The 12,194-nt window shown below is 63.9% G+C and carries 12 protein-coding genes and 1 tRNA gene; 7 read left to right on the plus strand and 6 right to left on the minus strand.

Features of this window, described 5'->3' with window-relative positions; genetic code table 11:
* Positions 1-225: 225 nt before the first annotated feature.
* Positions 226-302 (minus strand) — tRNA-Arg (locus JOY90_RS05745).
* A 101-nt stretch (positions 303-403) separates the two neighbouring features.
* Positions 404-676, minus strand: coding sequence for a hypothetical protein (locus JOY90_RS05750; RefSeq protein WP_291690183.1), 273 nt, complete (start codon positions 674-676; stop codon positions 404-406).
* Positions 677-902: 226 nt separating this feature from the next.
* Here JOY90_RS05750 and JOY90_RS05755 point away from each other — a divergent pair, with 226 nt between their 5' ends.
* Positions 903-1,346, plus strand: a complete 444-nt coding sequence (locus JOY90_RS05755; RefSeq protein WP_291690184.1) for a hypothetical protein — start codon at positions 903-905, stop codon at positions 1,344-1,346.
* A 58-nt stretch (positions 1,347-1,404) separates the two neighbouring features.
* On the opposite strand, the gene JOY90_RS05760 is transcribed toward JOY90_RS05755, so the two are convergent.
* Entirely contained in the window at positions 1,405-1,644 is a 240-nt protein-coding gene (locus tag JOY90_RS05760; protein ID WP_291690185.1) for a histone, read from the minus strand.
* Positions 1,645-1,981: 337 nt separating this feature from the next.
* Between JOY90_RS05760 and JOY90_RS05765 the strand changes: the two genes are divergently transcribed.
* Entirely contained in the window at positions 1,982-3,709 is a 1,728-nt protein-coding gene (locus JOY90_RS05765) for a Cache 3/Cache 2 fusion domain-containing protein (protein WP_291690186.1), read from the plus strand.
* A 48-nt stretch (positions 3,710-3,757) separates the two neighbouring features.
* Here JOY90_RS05765 and JOY90_RS05770 read toward each other — a convergent pair whose 3' ends face one another.
* Positions 3,758-4,417 carry a peroxiredoxin gene (locus JOY90_RS05770; RefSeq protein WP_291690187.1) on the minus strand — a complete coding sequence of 220 codons (660 nt, stop codon included), beginning with the start codon at positions 4,415-4,417 and terminating at the stop codon, positions 3,758-3,760.
* 402 nt (positions 4,418-4,819) lie between these two features.
* On the opposite strand from JOY90_RS05770, the gene JOY90_RS05775 reads away from it, so the two are divergent.
* Positions 4,820-5,395, plus strand: coding sequence for a hypothetical protein (locus tag JOY90_RS05775; protein ID WP_291690188.1), 576 nt, complete (start codon positions 4,820-4,822; stop codon positions 5,393-5,395).
* Between the two features lie 44 nt (positions 5,396-5,439).
* Here JOY90_RS05775 and JOY90_RS05780 read toward each other — a convergent pair whose 3' ends face one another.
* Positions 5,440-7,293, minus strand: a complete 1,854-nt coding sequence (locus tag JOY90_RS05780; RefSeq protein WP_291690189.1) for a nucleotide pyrophosphatase/phosphodiesterase family protein — start codon at positions 7,291-7,293, stop codon at positions 5,440-5,442.
* 554 nt (positions 7,294-7,847) lie between these two features.
* Here JOY90_RS05780 and JOY90_RS05785 point away from each other — a divergent pair.
* Complete coding sequence (locus JOY90_RS05785) at positions 7,848-8,024, plus strand: hypothetical protein (protein ID WP_291690190.1); 177 nt, start codon at positions 7,848-7,850, stop codon at positions 8,022-8,024.
* 6 nt (positions 8,025-8,030) lie between these two features.
* Here JOY90_RS05785 and JOY90_RS05790 read toward each other — a convergent pair whose 3' ends face one another.
* A complete protein-coding gene (locus JOY90_RS05790) occupies positions 8,031-9,284 on the minus strand; it encodes an arsenic transporter (RefSeq protein ID WP_291690191.1) in 1,254 nt (417 codons plus the stop codon).
* Between the two features lie 280 nt (positions 9,285-9,564).
* On the opposite strand from JOY90_RS05790, the gene JOY90_RS05795 reads away from it, so the two are divergent.
* The 3 genes from JOY90_RS05795 to JOY90_RS05805 all read left to right on the plus strand — a co-directional run.
* Positions 9,565-10,629 (plus strand): putative zinc-binding peptidase, encoded by a 1,065-nt coding sequence (locus JOY90_RS05795; RefSeq protein WP_291690192.1) that lies wholly within the window; start codon positions 9,565-9,567, stop codon positions 10,627-10,629.
* A gap of 120 nt (positions 10,630-10,749) precedes the next feature.
* Positions 10,750-10,959, plus strand: coding sequence for a hypothetical protein (locus JOY90_RS05800; protein WP_291690194.1), 210 nt, complete (start codon positions 10,750-10,752; stop codon positions 10,957-10,959).
* 132 nt (positions 10,960-11,091) lie between these two features.
* On the plus strand, positions 11,092-12,194 hold a 1,103-nt coding region (locus JOY90_RS05805), incomplete at its 3' end, for a biotin carboxylase N-terminal domain-containing protein (RefSeq protein ID WP_291690193.1).

Raw genomic sequence — 12,194 nt, forward strand, 5'->3', positions numbered from 1 at the left:
AGCATCACACCCGAGGCGCTCAAGACCTTCAGCCAGGCCCGCAAGCGCGTGCGCACCGAATCGGGCGGCTACCGTCGCGACCACCTCCGCGCGCTGGCCCAGCGCATCGAGGTGGACACGAAAGAGGTGCGCATCATGGGGTCGAAAAACGTGCTACTGCGCACCCTCGTCGCGCAGTCCAGCGCAAAAACGGCAGGTTTTGGAGTGCCCAGTTTTGTACCGAAATGGCGCGCTCGGAGAGATTCGAACTCCCGACCCTCGGAATCGAAATCCGATGCTCTATCCAGCTGAGCTACGAGCGCGTGGTGATCTGGATATCAGAGTTGCGGTCCCGGTTCTACGTCGAAGCCGGCGGCCGATCGGGAACGATCGGCCCCCATACTGACCGTTCATTCCACGGGGTTCAGAAGCAGGGATGCAGCCGGCGGTCCTGCCCGACATAGGCGGCGGCGCTCTGGTAGCAGAGGTTGCTGGCCGGGCCGTCGTAATAGGCGAAGGAGCCGGACACGGGACCTGGGCCGTAATTGTGGAGATAGCTGATCGGGTAGGGCAGGCCATACCGGTGGCTGTAATAGCCGTGGTAGCGATGGTGATGGATCCTGGCATCGGAGGTGCGCGGCACCGCGGCGACTGCGAGGGCGAGGAAGGCGGCCGCGACGAGCTTCGATCGATTCATCCCAATTCTCCGGAAAGGCCGCCAAGTCGATTTGAGGCGTGCCGATTTCCCGCCATTCTAACCCAAACGGGCGGAAAAGCCGTGCAAAACCTTGCCGATGCGTCAAATTTTTGGCCGTTTCCGCATGCTTAACCAATTCCTAACATAGTCAAGCGACAGTTCGGCCGCCGGACCGCCGCACCCCCATGTTCCGGCGTCAGGAAAGGCCTTCGGTTACCCTCCGACCATGCGCATCGCCCCGCTCGCCCTGCTGCTTCCCCTGCTGGCCGCCACGCCGGCGCACGCGCTGTTGCACATCACGCGCGACCACGGCGGCTATGTCGACGAGTACAAGGCCAAGTACAAGCGCATCCGCGAGACCGGCGAGCGCGTCGTGATCGACGGCATCTGCAATTCGGCCTGCACGATGGTGTTCGGCATCGTGCCGATGAACAAGATCTGCGTGACGCCGCGCGCCAGCCTCGGCTTCCACCAGGCCTATTATGACAAGGCCTTCACTTTCGGGATCAAGGTCACCAGCACCGAGGGCACCGCCGACCTGATGTCGTACTATCCCGACACGGTGAAGGATTGGATCCGCCGCAATGGCGGCCTGACCACCGAGATGAAGAAGATCAAGAACGGCACCGACCTCTGGCGGATTGTCGATCCCTGCCCGGAGGAATGGTGAGCGACGCCTCGCCTCCGCGCGTTTTCGCCGGGAGGCTTTCGATGACGTGCCGAAGCGGTCAGCGCTTGGACTTCTTCTTGGCCTGCTTCTTCGGCGCCTTCTTCACGGCCTTCTTCGGCGTCTTTTTGTAGGCCTTCTTCGCGGCTTTCTTGGCCTTCTTCGCGGTCACCTTCTTGGCGACGCGCTTGGCCGCGCGCCTGACCTTCCTGACCGCGGCCTTGATCGCGTCGCCTGTCGCCTCTGCCGCGCCGCCGATGGCGTCGGTCGCCTGTTCCATGATCGGCTTGTCGTCGTCCATTGTCATCCCCCAGTGTTGACGATGGGGCGACGATAGCCGGATTCCCTTTTCTGTCAAAGAGAAGCCGCTTTGCCATGCAGCGCGCAGGCCACGGACCCAGTCGAGATGGCGCGGCTTCCGTTGCCAGTCCAGCGAATCGCTGGCGAAGGCATTAGCTGGCCGCAGCGTCTGGGAGCCGACGCAGGTCGTTGCAAACCAGACGATGACGGGAGGCTGGAGGGCCATGCCTGAAGGTATCGCTCTACGTAATCCGGGGTTTCACGGAGCGAAAAATTAAGGGCCCGCCAAATGACAGCATGGAAGCTGCAGTTCGTATTCCTTTCAGAGGTCAACGTCATTGTCGGTCAATCCGTTCCTGCCGTCGCTTCAGTTCAAGCTCGGGACCAGGGCGCTCGTCGTCGCTGCCTTGGTGATCGCGGTGAATACCGCGCTGGTCGTTGGTGCCGCCTACTGGTCGCTGACCACTGATTTCAGCGGACGGGCGCAGCGCGATATCGAGGTCAATCTCCGTACCCTGGCGCTCACTTTTGCCGAGACGTTCAAGGACGCCAGGATCACCCTCAAGGACGGCGCCGTGACGGCCGTGCAGCTGCCGGAGTTTCCCCAGCTGAAGGACCATGCGATCGTCGACCGCGCCGTCTCCTATGTTGGCGGCAACGCGACCCTGTTCGTCCATGACGAGGCGAGCGGGCAATTCGTGCGCCGCTCGACCAACGTCAAGAAGGAGAACGGCGAGCGCGCGGTCGGCACCCAGCTTGCGCCCGACCATCCGGCCCAGGCCAGGCTGCGCCGTGGCGAGGCCTATTTCGGGCCCGCGGTCCTGTTCGGCAAGTCGTTCATGACTGCCTATTTCCCCGTTTCAGGTCCGGCCGGAAAGGTGATCGGCATCCTCTATGTCGGCATCCCGATGGCCGAGCTCGATGCCATGGTGACGCAGGCGATGCGTGAGATGGCGATCGCTGCGGGATTTGCTGCGCTGCTGGTGCTGGCGCTGACGATGCTGGTGGTCCGTCGCGTCACCAGGCCGCTTGCCTCCGTCACGCAATCGCTCACGGCGATAGCGGAAGGCAGGAACGAGGTCGCGATCGACTGCGACGATCGGGCCGATGAAATCGGCGACATCGCGCGGACACTTGCGATCTTCCGCAACGCGTCGGTCGAGCGTCAAAAGCTGCGCGATGAGCAGGCCGCATCGACCGCTGCTGCCGCGGAGCAGCGCAAGACCGAGCTGGCGCGATTCGTGGACGGATTTCAAGCCAGCGTCGGCGGCATCATCGAAAATGTGCTGCGATCGACCGGGGAGTTCGAGCGCGTTGCCGGCCAGCTCACCCAGACGGCGCGGACCACCGCCGAACTCTCGGGGCAGTGCGCCGGAGCCTCGGAGACGGCGTCCGATCACGTCCGGTCGGCTGCATCGGCATCGGACGAGCTGTCAGGTTCGATCGCCGAGATCACCCGCCGCGCGCAGGAATCCACCGGCATCGCGGCCGAGGCGGTCAGACAGGCCGCGGCGACCGATCAGCGGATCAACGAGCTCACCGAAGCCGGCGCGCGCATCGGCGATGTCGTGAAGCTGATCACGTCGATCGCCGAACAAACCAATCTGTTGGCCCTGAACGCCACGATCGAGGCGGCGCGGGCCGGCGATGCCGGACGTGGTTTTGCGGTGGTGGCGCAGGAGGTAAAGACGCTTGCGGGGCAAACGGCCAAGGCAACCGACGAGATCGGCAGCCAGATCGCCCACATGCAGCTCGTGACCAGGGAGTCGGTCGACGCCATCAAGGCGATCGGCCAGACCATCGGGCGCATCAGCGACATCGCGGCCACGATCTCGGCGGCGGTGGAGCAGCAGCGCGCGGCGACGCAGAGCATCACGCAGAGCGTCCGCTCGGCGGCGGGCGGGACGGCCGAGGTCGTTGCCAATATCCGCAACGCGGCGCACGGTGCCGACGAGACCGGCGAAAGCTCCAACCGCATGTTCACGTCGGCTCGGGCGCTTTCGGGGGAAAGTCTCCGGCTCAAGGCCGAGGTCGAGAAATTCCTCGACGGCATGCGGGCGGCATGAGCTGACCCCAGAGACTCCAGGTTCCGGGGTCGCCCGCGTCAGCGCCGCTTACCGTGGCTGGGGCACGATCCGGATATATGGCTTCGGTGCCTTCCACCCATCCGGATAGATCCTCTTGGCCTCGTCGTCGCTGACGGAGCCGGCGATGATGACGTCCTCGCCCTGCTTCCAGTCGGCCGGCGTCGCGACGCGATGCTTCGCGGTCATCTGCAGCGAATCGATCGAGCGGAGAATTTCCAGGAAATTGCGCCCGGTCGTCATCGGGTAGACCATCACCAGCTTGATCTTCTTGTCCGGGCCGATGACGAACACGTTGCGGACGGTCTGGTTGTCGGCCGCAGTGCGGGTCGCGACGTCGCCCGCGGTCGAGGCCGGCAGCATGTCGTAGAGCTTCGAGACGTTGAAGTCGGTGTCGCCGATCATCGGGTAGTTCGGCGCCGCGCCTTGCGTCTCCTTGATGTCCTCGGCCCATTTCGAATGCCGGTCGACCGGGTCGACCGAAAGCCCCATCAGCTTGACTCCGCGCTTGTCGAATTCCGGCTTCAGCCTGGCGAGCGCGCCGAGCTCGGTGGTGCAGACCGGAGTGAAATCCTTCGGGTGCGAGAACAGCAGCACCCAGGAGTCGCCGATCCAGTCATGGAACCTGATCCTGCCCTCGGTGGTTTGGGCCTCGAAGTCCGGGGCCACAGCGCCTATCTGCAGTGCCATGCGACAACCTCATGTCATTCAAGTTACAAGGGAATTTGAGCGCCAATATATAGGTGCGCGGGCGCCCAAGTGAACTTAGGAACAGCAAAAGGGCAAATCATTCTTTTTCGTCGCGCGCTGTTGGCAACTTCTTTTGATTCAAAGTGCTGCGACGAAAAAAACACTGTGAGGACAAAAATCATGTCGCAGTGCAAACCCGGATTGCCATGACATTGCCTTCTGTGGTTTGCATCACGCCGTCCGATCGTCGGACACGCGATCGTTCCCGAACGATACCGGGGGACGTGGGCAACCAGCCCGCAATCTCTAGAAAGCTCGCGATGCGAGTGGGCGATCTTTAACCACACGTTTACGTCGGCCGGCCATGCTGGCCCAGAACTTGAAACTGAGAAACTGCAAGCGATGTCCGCCATCATGCCTGAAGCCGTTGAACAGATCGTCATTCCCGAGCCTTTGAGCCGGGAAAGCGCAGCCGATGCGCTGACGCTGGTCCGCGACGGCGTCATCACCGGCGAAGGTCCCACCACCAAGGGCCGTGTTCATTTCTCCCGCGCGCTGGATGCGGTCGATGCCGCGCTGTGCGTGCGCATCCTCACCGCGCCGGCGGTCGAGCATCAGCCGATCAGCCGTGCCGAGGCCGAGGCGCTGTTCGAGATCAACGATGCCGCGACTGAACGCAGCGACGATGGCCGCTTCGACGATCTGCTGGCCAAGGCGATCGCCCACCATGCCGCTTCCGAATCCGGCCTGCCGGTGCCGCCGCGCACGGTCGCGCTGTCGCCCGATACCGACATCGAGAGCTGGGCGCCGACCTACGCCGCCAAGGTCGACACCGAGGTGCTGGAATGGATCTCGAGCCAGATGCGCGGCAAGCAGCGCGTCAGCCGCACCCTGATGGGGCTGGTCGCGACCCTGGTCGGTGCTGCTGCCCTGCCGTCGCTGGCGCAGCTTCCCTACGTGTTCGACATCGGGATGTGAGTGCATCCCGACGCCATCTTCGTTAGCTCAAGGAAGCGGCGGGGTCATTTCCCCGCCGTTTTCTCTTTCGAGCCTTCCGCCTCGATCCCGACGGTACGTCCGGCGAATCCCGCCGCGTCGAAATAGCGTTGCGACAGCACGCTCTGGTATTTGACGATGGTCTGCAGGCCGTTCGCCGCCGGCTTGGAGGTGAGCTCGCCCTCCGACGACTTCGGCGTCTCACCATTGGGCAGCGCTTCCGACATCACCCGGCCCATTAGGCCGCCTTGCGCCGACGCGTGCAGGTCGAGCAGCTTCGCCGCGGTCATGCCGACATCGGCGTTGCTGACCGGCAGCGCGTCGACATAGCCCGCCTTGAAGTCCGGCCCGATCGCCGCCATGAAATTCATGGTGTCGCCGCGGCCGAAGCTGCCATGCATGCCCTGGCCCTGCCGCAGCACCGTGTCGGCAACCTCGACCGAGCAGTTGGTCGGCTCGTTGCATCCTTCCACATAGGAGCGGAAGTTGACCACGATCGAGGGATTGGGCGTCACCGCCTTGCCCTTCAGGTTGACCTCCGATATCGGCAGCGTGCCCGGAAAGTTACCAAGCGCGTCGTCGACGAACAGCCCGCTGACATAGTCCTGCTCGAGCAGCGCCTTGATGGTGCGATCGGCGAGTTCCTTGTCGTTGTTCGGCAGATAGATCAGATCGGAGCCGCCATTGGCAGCGATCACGAGGTCGGGCTTCGCTGGGTCGTTGCCGATCAGGCCGTTGCCGGCCTTGGTGTGGGCGTTGTCGCCGATCTTCGCGTTCTTGTCGTTGGGATCGTACAGCGGCAAGTCGAGCGCCTTGGCGAGATCGAGCGCGAGGAAGCCCATCGGCAGGTAGTTCTGCGGCGTGTCGCCGTAGCTTGCCTTGGCCGAAGGGCTCGTCTTGCTTTCCTTCGAAATCGTCGAGAAACCGTGGTCGGCGGAGATAATGATGTCGGTCGAAGCGGCGAGCCCGAGTTCGTCGAGGCTCTTGCGAAGCTGCGCGAGATTGTCGTCGGCGTTCTTGATGCCGGCGAGCGAGGTCGGGCCGTTGATGCCGGGCGTGATGGTGTTGAGACTGTCGCCCTGATTGTGCTGGGTGCCGTCGGGATCACGTGACCAGAACACCAGCACGAACGGCTTGTTCTGGGCCCTGAGCATCGGCAGCACGACCTTGCTCGCGACATCGGCGAAATAGGCCTGCTGGGCGGTGTTGGCGGCCGTGGTGCCCGCGGTCTTGGCGTCGCCGGCCTTGCCATTGTCGCCGCGGCCGGGCGTGGTGAGCGGCAGGTTGGCCTTGGTCAGCGCGTCCTTCATCTCGTCGGACAGCGGCACCCCGGTCTTCGAGCCGGTCGCGTCATCGACCACGATCGAATGGGGAGCTGGCCCCTTGTCGGTACGATCAGTGTGGTCGAAAATGTAGGTCGGGCCGACCTTGCCGATCGCAGCGGTCGAAAAGCCGTTGGCGCGGGCCACCTTCAGGAGGGTCTCCTCGTTGAGATAGTTGCCCTTGAAATGCTCGTCGATGTCGCCGAGCACGGCATCGTTCTCGAGGAAGGGCGTGACGGTGTCGCCGCCCGGCACCGAGGTGTAGCCGGAATAGATCGTATTGGAGAACGTTCCGGTGTCGCCGAGATAGTGCCCGGTCGCCATCGCCGAGCCGTTGGCCATGGTGAAGGTCGGAAACACAGAATGCGGGTTCTTGAAATTGACGCCTTTGTCGCGGACCTCGGCCATGGCCGGCGCCGTCTCCGGCGTCACCTTCAGCGCGCGCAGGCCGTCGGGGACGAACAGGATGAGGTTGTGGGGCGTGGCGTTCTGCGCGGACGCAGCACCAGCGGCGAGGGTGAACAGACTTGCAGACAGCAGCGCGACAGTGCGGCGCATGAAGAATCTCCCCAGCAAACGGCGGACCTGCGGCTCTCACGGCCGCTGTTTCTGTCTAGTTTTGCTGTGTGACGGTTTTGTTACGGGCCGTCCGTGGTCCGACATCGGTGAATATGCTGCCGATTTTCTGCCGGAACGGCTCGGAACCATCTTCGGCTGCCGGCATTTTCTAGCCGTCGCCGGATTGGCGATCCGGGGTGCCTCTTGGAGGGCCCCGGCGATTGAGGACAGGCACCAGAGGTGTCCGGTGCCGCTCGTACCCACGTTGCTCTTTGGAGGATCTGGCTATGAGGTTTGAACTGATGTCCCGGTGGCGATCGGCCACAACTTTCCGTCGCCCGATCGCCGTCCCCGTTGAAGCGGACGGCTCCCTTCCTCCAACACCCAAACTGATCGCGATCAAGGGCCGCTGATCCCAGCAGGTTTCTCTGGTCACAAGCCCGTCGCGCTTGCCTTCGCGACGGCTCGATGGAGTTCGTCTGTTCTCAGGAGGGAGAGGGTATGCGGCCGAAGACTGCTTGCAAAACTGTGCCTGCGAATGAGGAGAGGTGGCCATGAGCGCTTCTCCGCACAAGCTCTGTCCGAAGTGCAGGAAGCCGATGAGTTTCGCCTTGCCGCCGGGCGGCAAAGGAACGCGCGCGATGCGCTGCATGGATTGCGACGGGCCCGATCCGCTCAAATCGGGTGACGCTGGATGGGTGAACTCGTCGCTCAAGCCGCCGAGGAAGTAGCGGCACCTACCTGATCGCGGCTGCCAGCGCCGCGATCAGGGCGGGCGGCATCACCAGCGCACCGATCTTGAGAAAGCGCCAGGCGCCGATGTCGATCTTTTCCCGTCTCAACGCTGCAAGCCAGAGGATCGTTGCGAGCGAGCCGGTGATCGAGAGATTGGGGCCGAGATCGACGCCGATCAGCATGGCGCTGACCGCCGATGGCGGCAGATGGTCATTGGTCGCGATCGAGCCGGCGATCAGGCCGACCGGAAGATTGTTTGCGATGTTGCCGGCGAGTGCCGCGACGAGGCCGAGGCCCCACGCGGTCAGTGGCGCCGACTGTGCGACCGCGTCATGCAGGATCGCGCTGAGCCGTCCGATCACGCCGGTCGCGACCAAAGCTTCGACCATCACGAAAAGCCCGGCGACCAGCGGGATCACGCCCCAGGACACGTGCCTGATCAGCGGCCAGGGCGACTGCCGGTTCAAGGTCAGCACACCCGCCGCCGTGACCAACCCGCACAGGAAGGTCGGCAGGCCGAGCTGCACGTCCAGCGCCGAGGCCGTCAGCAGCACGATCGCGATCGCGCCGATGCCGAGGGCGGTGAGCTTGCCGCCGCGGCCAAGGTGCGGCTTCGGTGCGCTGGTTTCGATGTTCTCCTCCGCCAGCGCGCGGCGTTGCGTCCGGCGCAGGACGACATAGGTCACGATAATGGAGGCGACCGACGGGAGCGCGAACTGGCGCAGCCATTCGGCGAGGTGCGGCATGCGGGCCCCGAACACCACGAGGTTGGCGGGATTGGAGATCGGCAGCACGAAACTCGCGGCATTGGCTATGAAGGCGCAGATCAGCAGATAGGGCAGCGGCGCCGCGCCTGCGGCCCGCGTCGCGGCATAGACCGCGGGCGTCAGCACGATCGCGGTCGCGTCATTGGACAACAGCACGGTGACGAGGATGCCGACGGCATAGAGCAGCAGGAACAGCCGCTGCGGCGAGCCCCTCGCATGCTCCACCGCGTAGGCGGCAAGATAATCGAACAATCCTTCGAGCCGCGCCAGCTCCGCGACCAGCATCATCCCGATCAGGAACAGATAGACGTCGATGCCCTTGCGCATGCCGTTCAACGCGTCGTTCCAGGGCAAGAGGCCGAGCAGCACCAGCAGCGCCGCGCCGGCGACCGCCCATGCCGCTTCGGGGAGGCGAAAGGGATTCGTGATGACACCGGTGGTCGCGACCACGATGATGGTCCAGGCCAGCAGGGCTTCGGTCGGTGGCATCGCGGCAGGGCGCTCCGGCGGGATGTGGATTATTCGGCAGCGATACCGGATGAAGGCGCCGTCGTCTCGCGCCATAGACGGGCACTTCCCGTGTCGATCCGCCTCGGCAAAAAACAGCCCCGTCGCGCCTGCGAGAGGCGGAACGGGGTTGGTTTCGAGCGTCGGGGAAACGCAAGACCTCGAACGTGACATCCGGTGAATTGTTCCGGGTGAGCGGAACGAAACGCGCATCCACGAGTCTTTGCGGGGCGTCTTGTCTCGTTGCATTCGGGGTCACGTCTTGAAGCTGTTCGTCTGCCAAGCCTGCGGCAACATCGTCTATTTCGAGAATCGCATTTGTGGCCGCTGCGGCCACCGCCTCGCGCTTCTGCCGGAGAAGATGACGCTGTCGGCGATCGAGCCTGCGGGCGCGGCCTGGAAAACGCTCGCCGATGACGCCGAAGGTCGCATGCTCTGCGCCAATTCCGAGTTCGACGCCTGCAACTGGCTGACCGAGCCGGGCTCGAGCGAGCGCTACTGCCGCGCTTGCCGGCACAATGGCACCGTGCCAGATCTTTCCGATCCGGTCAGGCTGGCGGCGTGGCGTGAGCTGGAGGTCGCAAAACACCGGCTGTTCTATTCGCTGCTCCGCTGGAATCTGCCGGTGAAGACCCGCACCGAGGATCTGGCGCATGGCCTGATCTTCAATTTCCTCGCCGACGATCCGCTCCAGGCCCAGAAGGTCCTGACCGGGCACGATAACGGGCTGATCACGATCGCGATCGCCGAAGCCGACGATGCCGAACGCGAGAAGCGGCGGCTGGCGATGGGGGAACCCTATCGCACACTGCTCGGGCATTTCCGCCACGAGGTTGGGCACTATTTCTGGGACGTGCTGGTGCGCGATGGCGGACGGCTCGAGGCCTGCCGGGCGCTGTTTGGCGATGATTCCATGGACTACGCGCAGGCGCTGCAACGCCACTATGCCGAGGGACCGCCGGCGGATTGGCAGCAGCATTACGTCTCGGCCTATGCGACCACCCATCCCTGGGAGGATTTTGCCGAGACGTGGGCGCACTATCTCCACATCGTCGACACCCTGGAAATGGCCGCCGAATTCGGCCTGGAGGTCCGGCCATCCGCGGATCGGGTCGGCGGGCTGTCCGTCCGGGTCGCCTTCGATCCCTACACGACCGACAATTTCGACAGCCTCGTCGCCGCGTGGCTGCCCTTCACCTTCGCCATGAACAGCGTCAACCGCGCGATGGGCCTGCGCGATCTCTATCCCTTCATCCTGTCGCCGGCGGTGATCGAGAAGCTCCGTTTCGTTCACACGCTGGTGCAGCGCGCGGCCAAGAGCGGGTGAATACCCTTGAAATCCTTCCAGGAATACCGCCATGATGTTGTGGATAAAGGTAATTCCGAATTGACTTATCAAGAACAAAAAGGGAACATTCGCCCTGCTCGACCAGCACGGAAGCTTCCCATGTCCTCCCAGTCACGGCCCCGGAACCAGGAGGAGGACGAGCTCGAGATGGCCGTCGATCAGGCCATTGCCGCTTGCGGCGGTGACAAGCGGGCGACGATCCGCGCCCTGATCGTCGCCAACAATTATCTTGAGGAGGAGGCTGCCGAGTTGATGAAGGCGGTCTCACAGGCCTACAGGCGCGGGCGATTCAACAGCTATACGGGCTGACCAGATATGAGCCGCGGCCGTCCGGGAAGCGGTTGCCTGCGGCGCATTTTGCTGTAGACGCAATTGTGACGTCCGCCTCCGCGTGCCAGATTGCGGAGGGGAACCTGCCCTGGGGCTGCAAGCAAGAAAAGCATGTTCAAACGGATATTGATCGCAAATCGCGGCGAGATTGCCTGCCGGGTCATCAAGACTGCGCGGAAGATGGGAATCGAGACGGTGGCCGTGTATTCCGAGGCCGACCGCGATGCGCTCCACGTCGAGATGGCCGACGAGGCCGTGCTGATCGGGCCGCCGGCCGCGGCCGAAAGCTATCTTCTGATCGACCGCATCGTCGAGGCCTGCAAGAGGACCGGCGCCGAGGCCGTGCATCCCGGTTACGGCTTCCTGTCCGAGCGCGAGGCGTTTCCGCGGGCGCTCGCCGCCGCCGGCATCGTCTTCGTCGGGCCCAATCCGGATGCGATTGCCGCGATGGGCGACAAGATCGAATCCAAGAAGGCTGCGGCGAAGGCAAGAGTGTCGACCGTGCCGGGTCATCTCGGCGTCATCGAGGATGAGAGGCATGCAGTCCGGATCGCCGACGACATCGGCTATCCCGTGATGATCAAGGCCTCCGCGGGCGGCGGCGGCAAGGGCATGCGGATCGCCCGTTCGACCAAGGAGGTCGCGGAAGGTTTCACGCTGGCGAAGGCGGAGGCGAAGTCCTCGTTCGGCGACGACCGCGTCTTCATCGAGAAGTTCATCGTCGATCCCCGACACATCGAGATTCAGGTGCTCGGCGACAAGCACGGCAACGTCATCTATCTCGGCGAGCGCGAATGCTCGATCCAGCGCCGCAATCAGAAGGTGATCGAGGAGGCGCCGTCGCCGCTCTTGGACGAGGTCACCCGCCGCAGGATGGGCGAGCAGGCGGTCGCGCTCGCCAAGGCGGTGAAATATGATTCCGCCGGCACGGTCGAGTTCGTCGCCGGCCAGGACAAGAGCTTCTATTTCCTGGAGATGAACACCCGTCTGCAGGTCGAGCATCCCGTGACCGAGCTCGTCACCGGCATCGACCTGGTCGAGCAGATGATCCGGGTTGCTGCCGGCGAGAAGCTCGCTCTCGCGCAGAAGGACGTAACCTTGACCGGCTGGGCGGTGGAATCCCGCGTCTATGCCGAGGACCCGTTCCGCAACTTCCTGCCTTCGGTCGGGCGGCTGGTGAAATACCGCCCGCCTGCCGAGAGCAAGACCAACGG

Source organism: Bradyrhizobium sp. (genome assembly GCF_019242285.1).
Classification (GTDB): domain Bacteria; phylum Pseudomonadota; class Alphaproteobacteria; order Rhizobiales; family Xanthobacteraceae; genus Bradyrhizobium.

Bases quoted from the DNA above. Each gene is read 5' to 3' on its own strand.
- JOY90_RS05750 (WP_291690183.1), bottom strand. From the start codon at position 676: ATGAATCGATCGAAGCTCGTCGCGGCCGCCTTCCTCGCCCTCGCAGTC.
- JOY90_RS05755 (WP_291690184.1), top strand. From the start codon at position 903: ATGCGCATCGCCCCGCTCGCCCTGCTGCTTCCCCTGCTGGCCGCCACG.
- JOY90_RS05760 (WP_291690185.1), bottom strand. From the start codon at position 1,644: ATGGACGACGACAAGCCGATCATGGAACAGGCGACCGACGCCATCGGC.
- JOY90_RS05770 (WP_291690187.1), bottom strand. From the start codon at position 4,417: ATGGCACTGCAGATAGGCGCTGTGGCCCCGGACTTCGAGGCCCAAACC.
- JOY90_RS05775 (WP_291690188.1), top strand. From the start codon at position 4,820: ATGTCCGCCATCATGCCTGAAGCCGTTGAACAGATCGTCATTCCCGAG.
- JOY90_RS05780 (WP_291690189.1), bottom strand. From the start codon at position 7,293: ATGCGCCGCACTGTCGCGCTGCTGTCTGCAAGTCTGTTCACCCTCGCC.
- JOY90_RS05785 (WP_291690190.1), top strand. From the start codon at position 7,848: ATGAGCGCTTCTCCGCACAAGCTCTGTCCGAAGTGCAGGAAGCCGATG.
- JOY90_RS05790 (WP_291690191.1), bottom strand. From the start codon at position 9,284: ATGCCACCGACCGAAGCCCTGCTGGCCTGGACCATCATCGTGGTCGCG.
- JOY90_RS05800 (WP_291690194.1), top strand. From the start codon at position 10,750: ATGTCCTCCCAGTCACGGCCCCGGAACCAGGAGGAGGACGAGCTCGAG.